This is a genomic window from Streptomyces sp. NPDC001663 (genome assembly GCF_042893105.1).
Lineage (GTDB): Bacteria > Actinomycetota > Actinomycetes > Streptomycetales > Streptomycetaceae > Streptomyces.
Genome location: NZ_JBIAUR010000002.1, coordinates 454242 through 473761 on the forward strand (window position 1 = coordinate 454242; position 19520 = coordinate 473761).

Below are 19520 nucleotides of genomic sequence, written 5' to 3' on the forward strand. Positions count from 1 at the left end.
CGGTTCGCGTGCCCGGGATGGGGGCGACTATTCGCGTCGCCGCCGGATTTATTTCGTACCGTTTCACTCTGTGGGGCGGGCCACACGGACCCGGCGGTCCGAGATCCCGGATGCGCGATAGCCTGACCGGTGGATCTCTCTTGATACCAAGAGATCGATCATTTGTACGTCCCACCCGGACGACCACCGCCAGCTGTCATACGGAGAACGCCATGACCCGCACTCCCGTGAACGTCACCGTCACCGGCGCGGCCGGCCAGATCGGTTACGCCCTCCTCTTCCGCATCGCCTCCGGCCAGCTGCTCGGCGCGGACGTGCCGGTCAAGCTCCGCCTCCTCGAGATCACGCCCGCGCTGAAGGCCGCCGAGGGCACCGCCATGGAGCTGGACGACTCCGCGTTCCCGCTGCTCCAGGGCATCGACATCACCGACGACCCGAACGTCGCCTTCGACGGCGCGAACGTGGCCCTCCTCGTCGGCGCCCGCCCGCGCACCAAGGGCATGGAGCGCGGCGACCTGCTCTCCGCCAACGGCGGCATCTTCAAGCCGCAGGGCCAGGCCATCAACGCCCACGCCGCGGACGACATCAAGGTCCTGGTCGTCGGCAACCCGGCCAACACCAACGCGCTCATCGCGCAGGCCGCCGCCCCGGACGTCCCGGCCGAGCGCTTCACCGCGATGACCCGCCTCGACCACAACCGCGCGCTGACCCAGCTCGCGAAGAAGACGGGCTCCACGGTCGCCGACATCAAGCGCCTGACGATCTGGGGCAACCACTCCGCGACCCAGTACCCGGACATCTTCCACGCCACGGTCGCCGGCAAGAACGCCGCCGAGGTCGTGAACGACGAGAAGTGGCTCGCCGAGGACTTCATCCCGACCGTCGCCAAGCGCGGCGCCGCGATCATCGAGGCCCGTGGCGCCTCCTCCGCCGCGTCGGCCGCCAACGCCGCCATCGACCACGTGTACACGTGGGTCAACGGCACCGCGGACGGCGACTGGACCTCCATGGGCATCCCGTCGGACGGCTCCTACGGTGTCCCGGAGGGTCTGATCTCCTCCTTCCCGGTCACCACCAAGGACGGCCAGTACGAGATCGTCCAGGGCCTGGACATCAACGAGTTCTCCCGCGCCCGCATCGACGCCTCCGTCAAGGAGCTCGAGGAGGAGCGCGAGGCGGTCCGCGGTCTCGGCCTCATCTGAGAATCCCCGTCCGGGAGTTCTCGACGGCTCTGTCACGAACCTGCACGGGCCCTGTTCCGGTTTCCGACCGGAACGGGGCCCGCGCCCTTTTCCGCCGCTACCGTCGGAAGCGATACCCGGTGGGGTGATTCGGGGGTTTCGCGATGAGCGGATGGGACGGCTACAGCTCCGGTTCCGGAGCGGAGCACGAGCCGAGCGAGGAGAGAGGCCAGGCGGCCTGGGCCGGCGGTCAGTCGGGAGCCGTGCCGCCGTGGGCGTCGGCCGAGACGCAGGCGGGACAGTCGCCGCCGCCCTGGGCGTCCGCCGAGACGCACACGAACGGCAGCCGCCCGCCGACCTGGCCGCCCCCGCCTCCGCCGCCGCCCCCGGGAGCGGGCCACTCGCCCGTCCCGACGACGGTCCCGACGCCGCAGGTCGCACCGGCTCCCCGCCGTGGACCCGGCAACCTGCTGATCGCCCTCACCGTCGTGGCCGTCCTCGGCGCGGGCACCGGAGCCGGGGTCTGGTACCTCACCCGCGACAACTCGACCGGCACCGGGGCCGGTCCGGCGACGAGCGTCAGCGTCACGGTCACCGCCACACCGTCGCAGAGCGAGACGCCGAGCCCCACGCCCACCGCCTCGGCCTCGACCCTGGCGTCACCGTCGGCGTCGCCCTCGGTCGGCTACCGCCGCGCCCAGGACCCGATCGGCTACGCCGTCGACGTCCCGCAGGGCTGGACCCGCCGCCAGAAGCAGGGCGAGCTCGCGCCGGTCGTCTACTACGACTCTCCCGGCGGCGACCGCCAGCTGCAGATCTTCGAGGTCACCGAGAAGACGCCCTACGCGTCGCTGCAACTCGCCGAGAACGACCCCGGCTTCGGCTTCTCCCGGCAGCCCGGCTACCAGGCCCTCGAGCGGGACCGCGGGGACACCTGGGCGGAGCTGTTGTATCGCTACGACGACGAGGACAAGGGCGCCCGCCAGGTCATCGACCACCGCTTCCGGGCCGCCGACGGCACGCTGTACGCGATCCGGTCCAGCGGGCCCGAGGACCTCGATCCCGACCTGGTGCGGGAGCCGCTGGCGATGGCGGTGGGTTCCTTCTGTCCGTCGGGGGCGGAGTGCGGCTGAAGGGCTATTCGAGCCCCTTCCTGCCCGGCGCCCAGAACGGCTTGGTGAGCACCGACCGGCGGTCCCAGCCGAACTCCCGGACCAGTGTCTGCCGTACCTGCTGAACGGTGCGGGCCTCCCCGGCGACGTAGGCGATCCCGCCCGGCTCGGGAGCCAGGCGCCGTACCGCGTCGGGAAGTGAAGTCCCGCCCCTGGTCAGCCAGTCGAGGCGGTCGGAGTGGGGCAGCGGGAGCCGGTCCGCGCTCGTCTGGGTCTCCACGCAGCCGGAGACTCGGGCCCCCTCCGGCAGTGCGGCCAGCATCGCCCCGAAGGCGACGGACGCCGTCTCCTCCCCGACGAAGACGTGATGGGCGGCCTCGGGACGGAGCGTGAAAGACCCCTCGGGCCTGCCCAGACGCACCCGCTCGCCGACCGCGACGCTCCTGCCCCAGTGCGCTCCCGGCCCTGCCCCTGCATGGTCCAGCACGCACAACTCGACGGCCCCGGAGGGGTCGTGGCGCCACACGGAGTACGTACGGCGGGTCAGCCCGGAGCCGACCAGGACGCGCACCTGCTGCCCGGGGCGGACGTCGAGCCCGGCGAGTGTGTCGCCCTCGATGCGCAGCCGGCGCATGCGGGGGGTGACCGGTTCGGCTTCGGTGACGGTGCCGCGGAGCATCAGCAGGTCCAGGACCGGGTCCAGCAGCGTGGGCATGGGGGTGCTCCTCGGGGAACTCGGGGGCGTACGGCGGCAGTTGGGTGGTCATGAGCGGCTCGAACGCGACAGTACGCGTTTCTGGCCGGACGCGATAGTGCTTGATTCGGCGGTGTTGCGGTAGCCCATGACCACCGCCGCCGTTGCCGCCAGGACCAGCAGGGCGACCGTGCGCAGGGCCGGGCCCATGCCGTGGGCGAGGTCGGGGTGGGAGGCGAGGACGGTGCCGGTGACGGCGACGCCGAGGGCCGCGCCCACCTCGCGGGCCGAGGTGCCGAGCCCGGAGCCGAGGCCCGTCTGGTGGGCGGGGAGGGAGGTGACGACGCCGAGGGTGAGGGCCGGCATGGACAGGCCGGTGCCGGCCGAGATGACCAGCAGCCAGCACGCGTACACCGGGTAGGGCGTGCCCGCGTCCGCGGTGGATGCGCCGAGCAGGCCCAGGCCGATCAGGGCGAGCCCGGTGCCGATGACCGGGCGCGGGTGCGAGGCCCAGCGTGCCGCCAGCTTCGGGACGAGCGCCATGCCGACGATCAGCGGGACGATCGCGACGCCGGTGACGGCGGGACCGTAACCCTTCTCGCCCTGCAGGTACTGCGAGTTGACGAAGAAGAGGGCGAACAGGCCGAAGAAGCCGGTGGTCATGCCGAGGGAAGTGGCGCGCAGACGGGGGGAGTTGAAGACGCGCGGGTCGAAGAGGGGGGTGCGGGAGCGCAGCGCGTGGCGGGTGAAGGCCGCCGTCAGCAGGGCGCCCGCCACGAAGACGGCCAGGATGCGCGGGGAGGTCCAGCCGTACGTCGGGCCCTCGATGATGCCGAAGAGGACGGCGACCAGCGCTGCGGTGAGGAGCACGGTGCCCAGGGGGTCGAGGTGGTTGCCGGCGGCGCGTTCCGTGCGGGGCGTGGTGCGGGCCACGGCCAGGGCGAGGAGTGCGGCCAGCGGGACCATGGCACCGAACAGGGTGCGCCAGGTGAGGAATTGACCGACCAGGCCGCCGCCGAGGTTGCCCGCCATGCCGCCGAGACCGATGGCCAGCGTCCAGGAGGCCATGGCCTGCGCCCGGCGCTCGGGGCCGGCCAGGTGCATCAGGATCGACATCGTGGCGGGCGTGATCAGCGCGGCGCCCACGCCGGAGATGCCGCGGCCGGTGATGAGGACGGCCGGGTCCGGGGCGAGTGCGCTGGTGGCGGCGCCCGTCGCGAAGAGGGCGAGGCCGGTGAGCAGGGCGCCCTTGCGGCCGTACCGGTCGCCGAGCGCGCCGGCCGGGATGAGGAGGGAGGCGAAGGCGATGACGTACGCGTCGACCGTCCACAGGATCTCGGTGTGCGAGGGGTGCAGCGAGGACGAACTCAGCTGCGGGATCAGGAGGTTGATGGCGGCGACCATGCTCTGGGCGACCAGGACGCAGGCGCACATCGCGAGGAGCGTGGACCGTTTCAGGGCAGGCGAGGGCATGGCTCCTCCTCGGGAGCTCGGTGGGTGGTGTGGGATGCCCTGCCACCGTAGGGTCGGTTCCGACCTGCTTTCCAGTGCAACCTTTGCAAGGGGCGATTGCACATGACGCAATCCACCGGGGTGGACCTCAATCTGCTGCTCGCCCTGGACGTCCTCCTCGAGGAGCGCAGCGTCCAGGGCGCCGCCCGCCGCCTGCACCTGTCCGAACCGGCGATGAGCCGCACCCTCGGCCGGATCCGCAAGGCGCTCGGCGATCCCGTCCTGGTGCGGGCCGGGCGGCAGATGGTGCCGACGCCGCACGCGCTCGCGGTGCGGGCCGAGGTGAGCGCGGTGGTGGAGCGGGCGCGGGCGTTGTTCGCGCCGGGCCGGGACGCGGACCTGCGGACCGTGCGCCGGACCCTCACGATCATCGGCCACGACTTCATCGCCGCCGCCTGCGGTCCCGCCCTGTACGCCCGCGCCGCCGAGGAGGCGCCCGGTGTCCGCGTCCGGTTCCTGGCGGAGAGCCATGTGGACGCGCCGTTCCTGCGCGAGGGGACGGCCGACCTGGAGGTCGGGGTGCTGGACACGTCGGCGCCGGAGGTGCACGTGGAGACGCTGCACGAGGACCGGATGGTGGGCGTCGTAAGGGCCGGACACCCGCTGCTGGAGGGCGAGTTGACGGCCGAGCGGTTCGCGTCGGAGGCCGATCACCTGATCGTGTCGCGTCGGGGCAAGCTGCACGGGCCCGTCGACGCCGCGCTCGCCGAACTCGGCCTGCACCGGCGGGTGGTGGGGTCTGTGGGCACCTTCCCCGCCTCCCTGTTCGTCGTACGGGACACCGATCTCGTCGGACTGATCAGCCTGTGGGGGAGGCCGCTGGCGGCGGCCCTGGAGCTTATGACCTTCGAGGTGCCGCTCCCGCTCCCGCCGCTGCAGCTCGGGATGGCCTGGCACCCGCGGCACGACGCCGACCCCGCGCACGCCTGGCTGCGGCGGACGGTGCGGGAGCTGCTGGCCGAGTGGTCACACGACCGTGTCTAGCCGCTTCTCGAACCAGTGGTCGGCGTAGACGTGGTCGACGTACGCCGGGATCTCCGTGTACCCGGACGCCCGGTACATCGCCTGCGCCTCGGTGAGGGTCGCATGCGTGTCGAGGCGTACGACGGTGAGGCCGCGGGCGGCCGCCGCGCCCTCCAGGGCGGCGAGGATCCGGCGGGCGAGGCCGAGCCGCCGGGCCTGGCGGTGCACCCACACGTGCCGGATCTCGCCGACGCCGGGTTCCAGCGTGCGCAGCGCCCCGCAGCCCACCGCACGCCCTTCCTCGTACGCCACGAAGAACGCGCCGACCGTCCCGGACACCTCCTCCGGGCCCACCAGGTCGGACTTGTCGAAGCCCTCCGGGAAGCGTTCGTCGATGTCGGCGGCGTAGGCGTCCAGGCAGGCTCGGGCGTCCGGGGCGGCGCCGTCGACGAGTTCGACGGTGATGGCGGCCAGGCGCAGCAGCCGCTGTGAGGTGGCCATCGCGTCGATCAGCTGCTCGCGCTGGCCGGGCGTGAGGGTGTCCAGCAGGCCCGCGGCGAGGGCGTTGGCCCGGCGGTTCTGCTCCTTGACCTCGACGCGTCCGGCCGGGGTGAGCCGGACCATCCGCAGCCGGCTGTCGTTCGACGGCACGCTCACCCGGACCATGCCCTGGGCCTGGAGCGCCTTGGTCATCCGGCTCAGGTACCCGGCGTCGAGACCGAGGCGGCTCCTGAGCTCGCGCAGGGAGACGCCGTCTCCGATCTCGAACAGCAGCCGGGCCTCGCCGAGCGGACGGTCCTGGCCGAGGTAGTGGTCGTCCAGCACGCCGATACGGCGCGTGAAGTACCGGTTGAACCGGCGGAGAGCCGCCACGTGCTCGTTCGACACTGGTCCCATACTTCTTTGACTTTAGTCAAAGGATTTGGAGGAGTCCACCCCGGTGTCCGAGGGTGTCCGTCCCCTGACATTCCGCTTTCGCCGACCCCACTGGCCCCTCTATGCTGATGGTTTGTCAACTGAACGTCTGACAACGGTCTTTCCACGCATCGGGGGAGTCGCGTGAGCACCGCATTCGTGCCGCAGCAACCGCAGCCGACCACGCCCGCAGGGCCACCACCGACACCACCGCCCACTCCGCCGCACGCCAGCGAGGCGACCCGGCTGCTGTGCGCGGGCACGTACCTGGATTCCGGTTACCGCGACCGGGTCATCGAGGAACTCCACCTCAACGAGCAGCGGATCGTGGCGCCCTCGCTCGGCTTCGACGCCGCCCGCGTCCTCGCGCACGCGCTGCGCGCCCGCCGCCAGGAACTGCTCTGGGCCGCGGCCATCCTCGGCCTGTGGGTGGTGGGTGCGGGGCTCACCGGCGGTCTGCTGGCCCTCTTCCTGTGGCCCAGCGTGCTGCTCGCCCTCGCACCCTGGATCCGGGGCCGCGCCGAACAGCCGCCCCTGTACCGTCGGATCGCCGCGTTCTTCGTCCGCTGGTGGGGGCGTACGTTCTTCGCGACGATGCTCGTCTTCACCGTCGTCGTCGCGTTCGGCGGCGGCTCGGACGACGGCCCCTCGTACGGCTCGTACGGATCCGACTACGGCTACGGATACGGCTCGGACTCGCCGAGCTTCAGTGACGCGCTCTCGCCGAGCAGCATCGGCGACCTGATCAAGCCGTGGCAGGCCTGGATCGCGCTCGGTGTGTTCGCGCTCATCGCCTGGTGCGCGCACGCCCAGCGCACCCAGTTCAGCCGGGCGCTGGCCGCCGAACTCTCCCCGCAGCGCTTCCCGGACGCCGCCGGCGACCCCGCCGAGCAGGCCGAGAACCAGCGCTTCCAGCGGCTGAAGCAGCGCATCCGGCTCGAGCAGCACGCGCCGCTGGTCATGTACCACGAGGCGCGTCCGTTCTGCGGCGCGGGCGCGGCGTACGACACCTGGGTCCTCGCCGTGGAACTGCGGCCGGACGAGGAGAGCAAGCAGCAGCAACCGCTCAGCAACCGCACGGTCCTGGAGAAGGTCCGGCCGCTGCTCGAACAGCTCCGCATCCCCGCCGAGTACGCGGGCCCCGGCGTCCGCGACCGCCTGCGTCAGCTGGAGATCGACGAGTGTGTGTTCCTGCCGGCCGAGGGGCTGCTCGGCCGGGAGCAGGCGCCGTACAACCAGCAGGCCTTCGAGGACCACCGGGCGCGGGCGGTCGAGGAGGGCGCCGAGAAGCGGCGGCACTTCCTGCGCATCCGCGTCGGCGGCTGGGAGGAGGAGCTGGTCGTCACGGTCTTCGTGCGCATCCACACGCAGGGCCGGATGCTGATGCTGGAGATAGCGCCGCATGTACTGACGCCGGTGCGTGCGGAGTTCAAGGACGCAGACCGTACGGCCCACCGGTTCCGCAACAACAACGCGCTCGGCAAGACCGCGGGGGCCGTCGTCCTGGTGCCCGCGTCCGTGGGCCGCTCGCTGGCCACGCTCGGCCGGGGGCTGGTGTACGCGTGGCGGATGCTGACCGGCGGGTACGCGGGCGCGCTGCCGGACGGTCCCGCCCTCTCGGTGCGCGAACTGGGCTCGGTGCCCGCCGGCTCCCTCTTCCAGGAGATGGACGTGGCGCGCTACCTGAAGAGCGTGCAGGACCGTGTCGCCAACGGGGTGCGGGTGGCGCTCGCCGAAGCCGGTTACGAGACCGGCGAGTTCATGCAGAAGGTCGTGAACATCAGCAACGGCGACGTGAACATCGGCAACATCTCGGGCAGCAACAACAACGTCGCTGCCGGTATGCAGAACTCCGCCTCGTCCTCCAACGCCTCGGGCGGCACCGCGCCGCAGAAGGGAGCCGACAGCAATGGCCAGTGAGCCGAGTATCAACATCGGAGACATCTCCGGCAGCAACAACAACGTCGCCGCCGGCAGCAACGCGCGCGCCGAGAGCCACGTGCACCACGGCCCGGGAGTGCAGCCGGACGAGGCCACCCGGCAACTCCTGGAAGCGGTACGGCAGTTGCGCGAGGACCTGGGGCGGGTGAACAGCAGCGAGCAGACGGCCGCGCTGGACGAGGCGCTCGCCGAGACGGAGACGGAGATCACCGGCACCGGCCAGGCGGGGCCGACGCGCCGCCAGCGCCTGCGCGAACTGCTCGCCGACTCCCAGGCTCTGGTCACCTTCCTCTCCTCCGCCGGTGCCGTGGCCGCCCTCCTGGGGATGTGAGAGGGAGACGATGAGCGGGGGACAGCAGTACTGGAACGAGGACACCCAGCGCTGGGAGGACGGCCGGGGGAGCAGTCCGGCGGCGGAGCCCACATCACCACCGCCGGCCCGTCCGGAGTTCGCGCCGGCGGTCTCCCCGTCCGGTTGGCCCGGTGACGGTGCGGACAGTGCCTGGCACGGTCCCGGCACCGGCGGCACCGTGGTGGACGGCGCGGCGGCCGGCGGGACGTGGCCGCCCTCCGGCCCTGAGGCCGCCGGTTCCGGCGGCGGGCCGGCGCCGGAGTGGGCCGGCGGCGCCTCCTGGCCGCCCGTCGAGCCGCCCTCCGCGCCCGCCCCCGAGCGAGGCCTGAACCGCCGCCTCGTCTGGTCCGTGGTCGTCGGTGCCGCCGTGGTCGGGGTCGCCGTGAGTCTCGTACTGACCCTGGTCGTCGGGAAGGACGACGAGCCGGGGAAGAAGCCGGTCGTGGCCAGTTCCTCCGTGGCACCCTCGGCCTCCACACCGGCGGTTTCCGAGTCGCCGACCGACGACACGGCCTCTCCGTCCCCGTCGGCCCCCGAACTCCCGGCCGGATACGAGTCGTACGACGACGAAGAGGGCTTCCGCATCGCGATACCCGACGGGTGGACGCGCAGCAGCGTGGCTTCCCAGTACGGGATCGCCGTCGTCAACTACCGCAGCGCCGACCGGGAACACCGGCTGCAGGTCTACCAGGTCCAGGAGGAGTCGCCGGACGCCTCCTTCAAGCTGTACCTGTCCGACGACACCCCCAAGCCGGCCGGTTTCAAGAAGCTCGATCTGCAGCGGCTCGACGACGGCGAGTTCACCGGCTCGCGGCTGGAGTACACGGCCGACTCCATCAAGGGCGAGCCCGACATCGGCACCTGGCACGTCTACGACGAGCGCTTCGTCGCGCCGGACGGCAACATCTACGCCATCGCCGCCTACGGCCCCGACTCCGACCGCGAGAGCGAACTCGAGCTCCTCACCACGGCGTTGGACTGGTTCTGCCCGCCCTACACGACCTGCGACGCGGATCCGGGGATCGACTGAGGACCGACGGCCCGGGCACAGGCTCTCAGGCGTTCTGCAGCTCCTGCTGCAGCTTGCCGATGTCCACCGTCTCGCTCGGTGACGGTGTCGCCGACGGCACCGGCTTGTCGTAGTCGGTGAAGGTCAGGGCCGTGTCCGTGCCGCCGCCCTTCTGGGTCGCCCCGACCAGTCGGTGCGGTGACTTCGAAGTGACGTACAGGACCGCCTTCCTGCCGTCCTTCGTGGTCGTCAGAGGAATCACCTTCGTGCCGTCGCGCGTGGTCTCGGCGCCCTTCTTCAGGGACTTGCCCTCCGACGACGTACCGCTGTCGACCTGCTTCTGGAAGGAGGTCAGGTCGCAGGTGTCGGCCAGTCCCTTCAGCATGACGTCCTTCGTGGAGCCGTGGATGTAGCGGTTCTTGAAGAGTTCGGCCACCGCGTCGCCCTGTGGGCCGGGCACCTGTGACTTCCAGAAGGCGCTGTCGGGCTTCATCCACACCTCCTTGCCGCGCTTGATCAGCTCGACGCTGCCGCCCTTCCCGCCCATCCGCATGGTGCCGACGCAGTTTCCGTCCCGGTCCAGGGCCAGGTCCATCGACGTCGGCTGGGTCCTGCTCGCGGCCGATCCCGCACTGCGGTCCGTCAGCTTCAGATGGACCGACTCGGCGTCGAGCAGGTTCTTCTTCGCCTGCTGGGCCAGTTGCTGTGCGGACAGGTCGCTGCCGTCGTCCGCCACGGCCGGCGCGAGGGAGAGGGCGAGGGCCGCGCCCGCCGCCGCACAGATCAACGCTCTCCGGTTCGCTGCTCTGCCGGCCATGGCGTCACCTCCGTGGTGCGCATTCACTTCCGTGGTGCGCATCACCACGCGTCACCCCTCAGCGTACGTTTCGCCCTATTTGCCCGCATGTTCAGTGACGCGGCGCACTTTCGGCCATGGATTGCGCATGCAATCGAAGGCCGGGGGCATGCGCTCACGGTCCCGGTGGGTGACACCTGTGTGACTCACGGGCACGGAACAGGAACGGAAGGCAACACCGAACATGGCGGACAGAGCAGAAGCCCTGGGCCTCGACGCACAGGCGACCATCCACGTGGCAGGGGAGTGGCGCGCGGCCGTCTCCGGCGGCACGCGCGAGATCCTCGACCCCGCGGACGGCCAGGCCTTCGCCCTGGTCGCGGAGGGTGACGAGAAGGACACGGACCTGGCGGTCGCGGCCGCCCGGCACGCCTTCGACCACGGCGAGTGGCCCCGCACCTCCGTCGCCGAGCGCGCCGCACTGCTGCGCCGCGTCGCCGGCCTCCTCGTACGCGACCGCGAGCGGCTCGGCCGGCTGGAGAGCCGGGACGCCGGCAAGACCGTCGAAGAGGGCCGCGTCGACATCGACTGCGTCGCCGACGCCTTCCGCTACTTCGCCGACCTGGTCGCGGGCGAGGCGCCCGGCCGGGTCGTCGACGCGGGCTCGACCGACATCCACAGTGTCGTCGTACACGAACCCGTCGGTGTCTGCGCGCTGATCACGCCCTGGAACTACCCGCTCCTGCAGGCCAGTTGGAAGATCGCCCCGGCGCTCGCGGCAGGCAACACCTTTGTGGTCAAGCCGAGCGAGATCACCCCGCTCACCACCATCGCGCTCATCGACCTGCTCTCCGAGGCCGGGCTCCCCGTCGGCGTCGCGGGCATCGTCACCGGCCCCGGCCACTCGGTCGGCGCCCGTCTCGCCGAGCACCCCGACGTCGACCTGGTCTCCTTCACCGGTGGCCTGGTCAGCGGCACCAAGGTCGCGCAGGCCGCCGCTCCGAGCGTCAAGAAGGTCGCCCTCGAACTCGGCGGCAAGAACCCCAATGTCGTCTTCGCCGACGCCTGCGCCACGGACGAGGGCTTCGACACGGCCGTCGACCAGGCCCTGAACGCCGCGTTCATCCACAGCGGCCAGGTCTGCTCGGCCGGCGCCCGCCTCATCGTCGAGGAGTCCATACGCGAGCGCTTCGTCGCCGAACTCGCCCGCCGGGCAAGCCGTATCCGCCTCGGCCGCGGCACCGCGGACGGCGTCGAGTGCGGGCCGCTCGTCTCCGAGCAGCAGCGCGCCAAGGTCGAGTCGTACGTCGACTCCGCGCTCGCGGAGGGAGCGGTGCTGCGGACCGGCGGCCGGCGCCCCGAGCCGTCGCCGGAGCGCCCCGAGGGCGGCTACTTCTACGAGCCGACCGTCCTCGACCAGTGCCACCGCGAGATGCGGGTGGTACGCGAGGAGGTCTTCGGACCGGTGCTGACGGTGGAGACCTTCCGCACCGAGGACGAGGCGGTCGCGCTCGCGAACGACACCGAGTACGGCCTCGCGGGCGCCGTCTGGACCGCCGACGCCGGCCGGGCCCGCCGGGTCGCGGGCCGGTTGCGCCACGGCACCGTCTGGATCAACGACTTCCACCCCTACCTCCCGCAGGCGGAGTGGGGCGGCTTCGGCAAGAGCGGCGTCGGCCGCGAGCTCGGCCCCGCGGGCCTCGCCGAGTACCGCGAGACCAAGCACGTCTACCAGAACCTGGCCCCCAAGCCGGTCCGCTGGTTCGCGGGCTGACCCCCCGGATCCCCCCGTCCGACCCCTGACCCCGCTCGATCCCCCTTGGAGCAAGACCCCCATGCCCCCCATGCCAGAGATCCCCCACATCTACGACTACGTCGTCATCGGCGGCGGCACGGCAGGCTCGGTGATCGCCTCCCGCCTCACCGAGAACCCCGACGTCACCGTCGCCGTCATCGAGGGCGGCCCCAGCGATGTGGGCCGCGAGGACGTCCTGACGCTGCGCCGCTGGATGGGCCTGCTCGGCGGTGAGCTCGACTACGACTACCCGACCACCGAGCAGCCCCGCGGCAACTCCCACATCCGGCACAGCCGGGCCCGCGTCCTCGGCGGTTGTTCCAGCCACAACACCCTGATCGCCTTCAAGCCGCTGCCCTCCGACTGGGACGAGTGGGAGGAGGCCGGCGCCAAGGGCTGGGGCGCGGTGCCGATGGAGGCGTACTACGCCCGGCTGCTCAACAACATCGTCCCGGTCGACGAGAAGGACCGGAACGACATCGCCCGCGACTTCGTCGAGGCGGCGCAGAACGCGATCGACGTCCCGCGCGTCGAGGGCTTCAACCGCTCGCCGTTCACGGAGGGCGTCGGCTTCTTCGACCTCGCCTACCACCCCGAGAACAACAAGCGGTCCAGCGCCTCGGTGGCCTACCTCCACCCGGTGATGGACGAGCGGCCCAACCTGACCGTCCTGCTGGAGACCTGGGCGTACCGGCTGGAGCTGAACGGCACGCGCGCGGAGGGCGTGCACGTCCGCACGAAGGACGGCGAGGAGATCCTCGTACGCGCACGCAACGAGGTGGTCCTCTGCGCCGGTGCCGTCGACTCCCCGCGCCTGCTCCTGCACTCGGGCATCGGCCCCCGCGAGGACCTGGAGGCGCTCGGCATACCCGTCGTGCACGACCTTCCGGGCGTCGGCGAGAACCTCCTCGACCACCCCGAGTCGGTGATCGTCTGGGAGACCCACGGGCCGATCCCCGACAACTCCGCGATGGACAGCGACGCCGGCCTGTTCGTGCGGCGCGATCCCGAACACGCGGGCCCCGACCTGATGTTCCACTTCTACCAGGTGCCCTTCACCGACAACCCGGAGCGACTGGGTTACGAGCGGCCGGAGTTCGGCGTCTCGATGACCCCGAACATCCCGAAGCCGAAGAGCCGCGGGCGCCTGTACCTGACGAGCGCGGACCCGTCGGTCAAGCCCGCCCTGGACTTCCGCTACTTCACCGACGAGGACGACTACGACGGCCGCACCCTCGTCGACGGCATCCGCATCGCCCGCGAGATCGCGAGCACCGAACCCTTGGCGAGCTGGCTCAAGCGCGAGGTGGCGCCCGGACCGCACATGACGGGCGACGAGGAGCTCAGCGAGTACGCCCGCAAGGTCGCGCACACCGTGTACCACCCGGCGGGCACCTGCCGCATGGGCGCCGCGGACGACCAACAGGCCGTCGTGGACCCCGAGTTGAAGATCCGAGGCCTGGACGGCATCCGCATCGCCGACGCCTCCGTCTTCCCGACGATGACCGCGGTGAACCCGATGATCGGGGTGCTCATGGTCGGAGAGAAGGCCGTCGAAATGATCGGAGGTGGTGCGTGATGAGTAATCCCGTATTCGCTGTTGAGGGCCTGTGGAAGGTCTTCGGCCCGAAGGCCGACAGCGTCCCCGGCGATCCCGAACTGACCGCGCTGGACCCCGCCGAGCTGCGTGCCCGCACCGGCTGCACGGCCGCCGTCCGGGACGTCTCCTTCGACGTGCGCAAGGGCGAGGTCTTCGTGGTGATGGGCCTGTCCGGCTCCGGCAAGTCCACGCTGGTCCGCTGTCTGACCCGGCTGATCGAGCCGACCGCGGGCGCCATCGCCATCGACGGCGAGGACGTCCGCGCCATGGACAGGTCCCGCCTGCGCGAACTGCGCCGCCACCGCGCCGCGATGGTCTTCCAGCACTTCGGCCTGCTCCCGCACCGCACGGTCCTCGACAACGTGGCGTACGGCCTGGAGATCCAGGGCGTCGGCAAGGCGGAGCGTCGGGCGCGCGCCCAGGAGGTCGTCGCCAAGGTCGGTCTGGAGGGCATGGAGCAGCGCCGCCCCGCCCAGCTCTCCGGCGGTCAGCGCCAACGGGTGGGCCTGGCCCGGGCGTTGGCGGTCGACCCCGAGGTGCTGCTCTTCGACGAGCCGTTCAGCGCGCTCGACCCGCTGATCCGGCGCGACATGCAGGAGGAGGTGGTCCGCCTGCACCGCGAGGAGGGCCGCACGATGGTCTTCATCACCCACGACCTGAGCGAGGCCCTGAAGCTCGGCGACCGCATCGCGCTGATGCGCGACGGGCGCGTGGTCCAGCTGGGCACCCCGGAGGAGATCGTGGGCAGCCCGGCCGACGACTACGTACGAGAGTTCGTACGGGACGTGCCGCGCGAGCAGGTGATGACGGTCCGCACGGCCATGCGGGCCGGGGAGTGCGGCGCGGCTGAGCACCCGGATGCGCTCGCGCCCGACGCCGTGGTCGCCGAGGCGATCAAGGTCGTCGCCGAGGCCGGCCGGGCCGCCTGCGTCGTGGAGGACGGCCGCTGTCTGGGAGTCGTCGACCACGAGAGGCTCCTCGGCGTCGTCGCCGGAACGGAGCCGCAGAAGGAGGCGGTCTGATGGCAACGGTCACCGCATCCGCTCCCCGTATCGCCCTCCCCGGCGTGCTCAAACACGTCGCCGCACGCAAGCTGCTGCTCCTCGCCCTGGCCGCGGCGGTCCTCGTACCACTCGCCAACGCCCGGTGGGCGAGCGGCAGTTGGCCCGAGGCGCTCACCGTCGACCTGTCCAAGCCGCTGACCAGTGCCAGCGACTGGATCATCGACAACCGGGACAGCCACCCGCTGTTCCTCTACGGCTTCGGCTACGTCAGCAACGCGTTCGTGATCTCCGTACGCGCCGTGTATCTGGTGCTGCTCGGCGCGGGCTGGGCCGGTGTCACGGCCGTCGGCGCCCTCGTCGCCTGGCGCGTCGCCGGTGTGCGGCTCGCGTTCGGCACGGCGGCGGCCTTCCTCGCCTGCGGTCTGCTCGGCATGTGGGTGCCGACCATGCAGACGCTGGCCCTGATGGTGGTCGCGGTCCTCGCCTCGGTCGTCGTCGGCGTCCTGCTGGGCCTCGCCGCCGGTCTCTCCGACCGCCTCGACCGCGCGCTGCGCCCGGTCCTGGACACCATGCAGGTGATGCCGGCGTACGCGTATCTGCTGCCCGTCGTGCTGGTCTTCGGCATGGGTGTCCCCGCGGCCGTCCTCGCCACCGTCGTCTACGCCGCCCCGCCGATGGCCCGCCTCACCTCCCTCGGTCTGCGCGGCGCCGACAAGGAGGTACTGGAGGCGGTCGACTCGCTCGGCGCCACTGCACGCCAACGGCTGCTGACCGCCCGTATCCCGCTGGCCCGCAAGGAACTCCTGCTGGGCCTCAACCAGACGATCATGATGGCGCTGTCCATGGCCGTCATCGCGGCGGTCATCGGCGCCGCCGGTCTCGGTGACCGCGTCTACCAGGCGCTGGCCTCGGTCGACGTCGGCGCGGCCCTCGCGGCCGGCATCCCGATCGTGCTGCTCGCCGTCGTACTGGACCGGGTGACCGGCGCCGCGGGCGAGCACGCCGGCGAGGAGCACGGGAGCAGCCTGCGGCCCTGGCTCTACGCGGCCGTCGCCGCCGTCGCCGCGGCGCTCGCCGGACGGCTGGCGGGCCGCCTCGACTGGCCCGACGCCTGGACGCTGAACATCGCCGAGCCGGTCAACCGCGCCGTCGACTGGATGACCGCGCACCTCTACTCGGGCGTGCCCGTCGTGGGCGGCACCGCCGACTGGGCGGGCCACTTCACGACCTGGGTGCTGGACCCGGTGCGCAGCGGACTGCAGTGGCTGCCCTGGTGGTCGGTACTGCTCGTGGTCGCCGCCCTGGCCTGGCTGATCGGCACCTGGCGCACCGCGCTCACCGCGGTCCTCGCCATGGCCGCGATCGGCGTGCTCGGCGTGTGGCAGCCGTCGCTCGACACGCTCTCCCAGGTCCTCGCGGCCGTCGCCGTCACCCTGGTCCTGGGCTTCGCGATCGGCATCGCGGCCGCCCGCAGCGACCGCTTCGAGCGTCTGCTGAGGCCCGTCCTGGACGTCTTCCAGACGATGCCGCAGTTCGTGTACCTGATCCCGGTCGTCGCGCTGTTCGGCGTGGGCCGTGCCCCGGCCGTCGCCGCGGCCGTGGTCTACGCCCTGCCCGCCGTCGTCCGCATCACCACGCAGGGTCTGCGCCAGGTCGACCCGGCGGCCCTGGAGTCGGCCCGCTCGCTCGGCGCGACCCCCGCCCAGCAGCTGCGCCAGATCCAACTCCCGCTTGCCCGCCCGGCGTTGCTCCTCGCCGTCAACCAGGGCGTGGTCCTGGTCCTCGCCGTCGTCGTCATCGGCGGCCTGGTCGGCGGTGGCGCGCTCGGCTACGACACCGTGTTCGGTCTCGCGCAGGGCGACCTGGCGACCGGTCTGGTGGCCGGCGCGGCGATCGTCTGCCTCGGCCTGATGCTCGACCGGGTGACCCAGCCGACGGAACGCCGTGCGAAGAAGGGAGCGTGACATGCGACGTCATATGACTACGACTGCCGTAGTGGGCTCCCTGGTGCTGCTCACCGGCTGCGGTGCCGCCGACATGACCAAGCAGGCGTCCCCGTTCGCCAATGCGCAGGGCGCCAATTCCGTGACCCTGTCCGTGCAGTCCTGGGTGGGCGCGCAGTCGAACGTCGCCGTCGCCCAGTACCTGCTGGAGCACAAGCTCGGCTACCGCGTGGACACCGTCCAGGTGGACGAGGTGCCCGCCTGGGACGCGCTCAGCCAGGGCCGGGTCGACGCGATCATGGAGGACTGGGGCCACCCCGACCAGGAGAAGCGCTACGTCGACGACAAGAAGACGATCGCGCGCGGCGGCGGGCTCGGGGTGACCGGCCACATCGGCTGGTACGTGCCGACCTACCTGGTCAAGCAGCACCCGGACATCACGAACTGGAAGAACCTCAACAAGTACTCGTCGCTGTTCCGCACCGCGGAGAGCGGCGGCAAGGGCCAGCTGATGGACGGCTCCCCGTCCTACGTCACCAACGACAAGGCGCTGGTGAGCAACCTGAAGCTGGACTACCAGGTGGTGTTCGCCGGTTCCGAGGCGGCGCAGATCACGCAGATGAAGCAGTTCGCCAAGGAGAAGAAGCCCTTCCTGACGTACTGGTACGCGCCGCAGTGGCTGTTCAAGAAGGTCCCGATGACCGAGGTGAAGCTGCCGCCGTACAAGGAGGGCTGCGACGCGGACCCGGCGAAGGTCGCCTGCGCCTATCCGCACACCCCGCTGCAGAAGTACCTCAACGCGGACTTCGCGAAGAAGGGCGGCAAGGCGGCGGCCTTCCTGAAGAAGTTCAAGTGGACGACGGAGGACCAGAACGAGGTCTCCCTGATGATCGCCGACCAGAAGCTCACCCCCGAGCAGGCGGCGAAGAAGTGGGTGGACAGCCACGCGTCCACATGGAAGGCATGGCTGTCGTGATCACATCCGCTTCGTCAGCTCCCCGGTCATCCCCTGCAGCGCCAGTGCCGCCCAGCGCAGCAGCCCCGGCCCGAACGTGACGCGGGTGGCCCCGAGTTCACCGAGTTCGGCGGGCTTGGGGCCGCCCTCCAGCCTGCCGTACACGTTGATCGGTCCCTGGATGCCGGACCGCAGGAGCGGAAGTACGTCCGCCGGGGCGCCGATCGGATAGATGCAGTCGGCGCCCGCGGCGACGTACAACGCGGCCCGCTCGATGGCCCGTTCGGGATCGCCGTCGCCGTACTCGAACGTGTCGACGCGGGCGTTGACGAAGAGCCGGTCCCCGGCCGCGTACCGCACCTCGGCGAGCCACTCGGCGTGCTCGTGCGGGTCCTTGAGGGTGCCCCCGCCGGAGTCCTCCAGGTTGCAGCCCACGGCCCCCGCCTCCAGGAGCCGCTCCACCAGCTCCTTCGGAGCCAGCCCGTACCCGCCCTCGACGTCGGCCGACACGGGCACGTCCACCGCTCGGGAGATGCGCGCCACCGCAGCGAACATCTCGTCGGCGGGCGTGGACCCGTCCTCGTACCCGAGCGAGGCCGCGATCCCCGCGCTGGGCGTCGCGAGCGCCGGGAACCCGGCCTTCACGAACACCCGGGCGCTGACCGCGTCCCAGGGGCCGGGCAGGACCAGCGGGTCACCGGGTTCGCGCCTCCGGTGCAGGGCGCGGAAGACGTCCACCTTGCTCACGGCGTGTACCCCCCAGCCGGGATCCGGCGGCTGACCATCACCCGGTTCCAGTTGTTGATTGCCACCAACAAGCCTATGAGATGGGCGAGTTGATGCTCGTCGAAGTGCGCGGCGGCCGCGGCGTACACCTCGTCGGGGACGAAGCCTCCCCCAGACTTCGTCCGGGAGGTGCCCCCAGTCAGCACCGTCACCGCCTCCGTCAGCGCGAGTGCGGCGCGCTCCCGCTCGTCGAAGACGCCGTCCCCGGCCTCCTCCCAGGCGGCCAGCAGGTCCAGCTGCCTCTCGCTCACCCCGTGCTTGCGGGCGATCGTGAGATGCATGTCCAGGCAGAACGCGCAGTGGTTGAGCTGCGAGGCCCGGATGACGACCAGTTCGGCGAGGGCGGGGTCGCCGAGGCCCTTCTTGGCGGCGGCGCTGACCGCGGACATGGCCTGTGAGACGGCCGGGTCCAGAACCGTCGTACGGCTCATGAGTGCTGGCCCGGCGTGTAGTGGCCCGGCGTCATCCGGGTGGTCACGCCGAAGCGGTTCCAGGCGTTGATCGTGGTGATCGCGGCGATCAGCTGTGCCAGCTCGGCCTCCTCGAAGTGCTCGGCCGCGTGCTCGTACACCTCGTCCGGCACGAAACCGTCGGTCAACACCGTGACCGCCTCGGTCAGTTCGATCGCCGCGAGCTCCTTGCGCGTGTAGAAGTGCCGGGACTCCTCCCACGCGCCGAGCTGCACGATCCGCTCCACGCTCTCGCCCGCCGCGAGCGCGTCCTTGGTGTGCATGTCGAGGCAGAAGGCGCAGTGGTTGATCTGCGACGCGCGGATCTTCACCAGCTCGTACAGCTTGGGGTCCAGGCCCTGCCTGGCGGCGGTCTCCAGGCGGAGCATCGCCTTGTAGACCTCGGGGGCGTGCTTGGCCCAGGGCAGGCGGGCGGGTGCTTCGGGCGCGTACTCGGCGGTTTCGGTGGCTTCCTCTGTGGTCATGCCCTCGACCCTAGAAGCCGGGCAGCCC

At 71.4% G+C, this 19520-nt stretch carries 18 protein-coding genes; 11 read left to right on the forward strand and 7 right to left on the reverse strand.

Annotation, left to right across the window (positions count from 1 at the left end):
- Nucleotides 1-212: 212 nt before the first annotated feature.
- Together ACFY1L_RS08385 and ACFY1L_RS08390 are read left to right on the forward strand one after the other, a co-directional pair.
- Complete coding sequence (locus ACFY1L_RS08385) at nt 213-1202, forward strand: malate dehydrogenase (RefSeq protein ID WP_388820033.1); 990 nt, start codon at nt 213-215, stop codon at nt 1200-1202.
- A 143-nt stretch (nt 1203-1345) separates the two neighbouring features.
- Complete coding sequence (locus ACFY1L_RS08390; RefSeq protein ID WP_388820036.1) at nt 1346-2314, forward strand: hypothetical protein; 969 nt, start codon at nt 1346-1348, stop codon at nt 2312-2314.
- A gap of 4 nt (nt 2315-2318) precedes the next feature.
- Here the strand turns inward: ACFY1L_RS08390 and ACFY1L_RS08395 are convergent, their stop codons facing one another.
- Both ACFY1L_RS08395 and ACFY1L_RS08400 read right to left on the reverse strand, forming a co-directional pair.
- Entirely contained in the window at nt 2319-3008 is a 690-nt protein-coding gene (locus ACFY1L_RS08395; RefSeq protein ID WP_388820039.1) for a siderophore-interacting protein, read from the reverse strand.
- A 48-nt stretch (nt 3009-3056) separates the two neighbouring features.
- The gene (locus ACFY1L_RS08400) at nt 3057-4460 is read right to left on the reverse strand and encodes an MFS transporter (protein WP_388820042.1); all 1404 of its coding nucleotides are present in this window, start codon (nt 4458-4460) and stop codon (nt 3057-3059) included.
- A 102-nt stretch (nt 4461-4562) separates the two neighbouring features.
- Here ACFY1L_RS08400 and ACFY1L_RS08405 point away from each other — a divergent pair, with 102 nt between their 5' ends.
- The gene (locus ACFY1L_RS08405) at nt 4563-5483 is read left to right on the forward strand and encodes a LysR family transcriptional regulator (RefSeq protein ID WP_388820045.1); all 921 of its coding nucleotides are present in this window, start codon (nt 4563-4565) and stop codon (nt 5481-5483) included.
- Here the strand turns inward: ACFY1L_RS08405 and ACFY1L_RS08410 are convergent.
- On the reverse strand, nt 5466-6359 hold the full coding sequence (locus ACFY1L_RS08410) for a GNAT family N-acetyltransferase (RefSeq protein ID WP_388820048.1): 894 nt from the start codon (nt 6357-6359) through the stop codon (nt 5466-5468). The genes ACFY1L_RS08405 and ACFY1L_RS08410 overlap by 18 nt on opposite strands.
- Before the next feature lie 162 nt (nt 6360-6521).
- On the opposite strand from ACFY1L_RS08410, the gene ACFY1L_RS08415 reads away from it, so the two are divergent.
- From ACFY1L_RS08415 to ACFY1L_RS08425, 3 genes are read left to right on the forward strand one after another with little or no spacing between them, the layout of a single operon-like run.
- Nucleotides 6522-8297 carry a hypothetical protein gene (locus ACFY1L_RS08415; RefSeq protein WP_388820051.1) on the forward strand — a complete coding sequence of 592 codons (1776 nt, stop codon included), beginning with the start codon at nt 6522-6524 and terminating at the stop codon, nt 8295-8297.
- Entirely contained in the window at nt 8287-8649 is a 363-nt protein-coding gene (locus tag ACFY1L_RS08420) for a hypothetical protein (RefSeq protein WP_388820053.1), read from the forward strand. Before ACFY1L_RS08415 ends, ACFY1L_RS08420 begins: the two co-directional genes overlap by 11 nt.
- Nucleotides 8650-8659: 10 nt before the next feature.
- Nucleotides 8660-9700, forward strand: a complete 1041-nt coding sequence (locus ACFY1L_RS08425) for a hypothetical protein (RefSeq protein ID WP_388820056.1) — start codon at nt 8660-8662, stop codon at nt 9698-9700.
- A gap of 25 nt (nt 9701-9725) precedes the next feature.
- On the opposite strand, the gene ACFY1L_RS08430 is transcribed toward ACFY1L_RS08425, so the two are convergent.
- Nucleotides 9726-10496 carry a hypothetical protein gene (locus tag ACFY1L_RS08430; protein ID WP_388820059.1) on the reverse strand — a complete coding sequence of 257 codons (771 nt, stop codon included), beginning with the start codon at nt 10494-10496 and terminating at the stop codon, nt 9726-9728.
- A gap of 223 nt (nt 10497-10719) precedes the next feature.
- Between ACFY1L_RS08430 and ACFY1L_RS08435 the strand changes: the two genes are divergently transcribed.
- From ACFY1L_RS08435 to ACFY1L_RS08455, 5 genes are all read left to right on the forward strand, one after another.
- The gene (locus tag ACFY1L_RS08435; RefSeq protein WP_388820062.1) at nt 10720-12249 is read left to right on the forward strand and encodes an aldehyde dehydrogenase family protein; all 1530 of its coding nucleotides are present in this window, start codon (nt 10720-10722) and stop codon (nt 12247-12249) included.
- A 70-nt stretch (nt 12250-12319) separates the two neighbouring features.
- Nucleotides 12320-13849: a GMC family oxidoreductase gene (locus ACFY1L_RS08440; RefSeq protein ID WP_388820065.1), complete on the forward strand. Its 1530-nt coding sequence runs from the start codon at nt 12320-12322 to the stop codon at nt 13847-13849.
- A complete protein-coding gene (locus tag ACFY1L_RS08445) occupies nt 13849-14892 on the forward strand; it encodes a glycine betaine/L-proline ABC transporter ATP-binding protein (protein WP_388820068.1) in 1044 nt (347 codons plus the stop codon). The genes ACFY1L_RS08440 and ACFY1L_RS08445 overlap by 1 nt, the downstream gene beginning before the upstream one ends.
- Nucleotides 14892-16838, forward strand: a complete 1947-nt coding sequence (locus tag ACFY1L_RS08450) for an ABC transporter permease (RefSeq protein WP_388820071.1) — start codon at nt 14892-14894, stop codon at nt 16836-16838. Before ACFY1L_RS08445 ends, ACFY1L_RS08450 begins: the two co-directional genes overlap by 1 nt.
- A gap of 1 nt (nt 16839) precedes the next feature.
- Nucleotides 16840-17793 (forward strand): ABC transporter substrate-binding protein, encoded by a 954-nt coding sequence (locus ACFY1L_RS08455; protein ID WP_388820074.1) that lies wholly within the window; start codon nt 16840-16842, stop codon nt 17791-17793.
- Here ACFY1L_RS08455 and ACFY1L_RS08460 read toward each other — a convergent pair whose 3' ends face one another.
- Genes ACFY1L_RS08460 through ACFY1L_RS08470 form a run of 3 tightly spaced genes read right to left on the reverse strand, consistent with a single transcriptional unit; the run spans nt 17794 to nt 19492 of the window.
- The gene (locus tag ACFY1L_RS08460) at nt 17794-18519 is read right to left on the reverse strand and encodes an isocitrate lyase/phosphoenolpyruvate mutase family protein (protein ID WP_388820077.1); all 726 of its coding nucleotides are present in this window, start codon (nt 18517-18519) and stop codon (nt 17794-17796) included. It lies immediately after the preceding gene.
- Entirely contained in the window at nt 18516-18989 is a 474-nt protein-coding gene (locus tag ACFY1L_RS08465) for a carboxymuconolactone decarboxylase family protein (RefSeq protein ID WP_388820080.1), read from the reverse strand. Before ACFY1L_RS08465 ends, ACFY1L_RS08460 begins: the two co-directional genes overlap by 4 nt.
- Nucleotides 18986-19492 (reverse strand): carboxymuconolactone decarboxylase family protein, encoded by a 507-nt coding sequence (locus tag ACFY1L_RS08470; RefSeq protein ID WP_388820083.1) that lies wholly within the window; start codon nt 19490-19492, stop codon nt 18986-18988. The genes ACFY1L_RS08465 and ACFY1L_RS08470 overlap by 4 nt, the downstream gene beginning before the upstream one ends.
- Nucleotides 19493-19520: the final 28 nt, after the last annotated feature.

Excerpts from the sequence above, each read along its gene's own strand:
- ACFY1L_RS08385 (WP_388820033.1), top strand. The coding sequence starts at position 213 with ATGACCCGCACTCCCGTGAACGTCACCGTCACCGGCGCGGCCGGCCAG.
- ACFY1L_RS08390 (WP_388820036.1), top strand. The coding sequence starts at position 1,346 with ATGAGCGGATGGGACGGCTACAGCTCCGGTTCCGGAGCGGAGCACGAG.
- ACFY1L_RS08395 (WP_388820039.1), bottom strand. The coding sequence starts at position 3,008 with ATGCCCACGCTGCTGGACCCGGTCCTGGACCTGCTGATGCTCCGCGGC.
- ACFY1L_RS08400 (WP_388820042.1), bottom strand. The coding sequence starts at position 4,460 with ATGCCCTCGCCTGCCCTGAAACGGTCCACGCTCCTCGCGATGTGCGCC.
- ACFY1L_RS08405 (WP_388820045.1), top strand. The coding sequence starts at position 4,563 with ATGACGCAATCCACCGGGGTGGACCTCAATCTGCTGCTCGCCCTGGAC.
- ACFY1L_RS08410 (WP_388820048.1), bottom strand. The coding sequence starts at position 6,359 with ATGGGACCAGTGTCGAACGAGCACGTGGCGGCTCTCCGCCGGTTCAAC.
- ACFY1L_RS08420 (WP_388820053.1), top strand. The coding sequence starts at position 8,287 with ATGGCCAGTGAGCCGAGTATCAACATCGGAGACATCTCCGGCAGCAAC.
- ACFY1L_RS08425 (WP_388820056.1), top strand. The coding sequence starts at position 8,660 with ATGAGCGGGGGACAGCAGTACTGGAACGAGGACACCCAGCGCTGGGAG.
- ACFY1L_RS08430 (WP_388820059.1), bottom strand. The coding sequence starts at position 10,496 with ATGGCCGGCAGAGCAGCGAACCGGAGAGCGTTGATCTGTGCGGCGGCG.
- ACFY1L_RS08435 (WP_388820062.1), top strand. The coding sequence starts at position 10,720 with ATGGCGGACAGAGCAGAAGCCCTGGGCCTCGACGCACAGGCGACCATC.
- ACFY1L_RS08440 (WP_388820065.1), top strand. The coding sequence starts at position 12,320 with ATGCCAGAGATCCCCCACATCTACGACTACGTCGTCATCGGCGGCGGC.
- ACFY1L_RS08445 (WP_388820068.1), top strand. The coding sequence starts at position 13,849 with ATGAGTAATCCCGTATTCGCTGTTGAGGGCCTGTGGAAGGTCTTCGGC.
- ACFY1L_RS08450 (WP_388820071.1), top strand. The coding sequence starts at position 14,892 with ATGGCAACGGTCACCGCATCCGCTCCCCGTATCGCCCTCCCCGGCGTG.
- ACFY1L_RS08455 (WP_388820074.1), top strand. The coding sequence starts at position 16,840 with ATGCGACGTCATATGACTACGACTGCCGTAGTGGGCTCCCTGGTGCTG.
- ACFY1L_RS08465 (WP_388820080.1), bottom strand. The coding sequence starts at position 18,989 with ATGAGCCGTACGACGGTTCTGGACCCGGCCGTCTCACAGGCCATGTCC.
- ACFY1L_RS08470 (WP_388820083.1), bottom strand. The coding sequence starts at position 19,492 with ATGACCACAGAGGAAGCCACCGAAACCGCCGAGTACGCGCCCGAAGCA.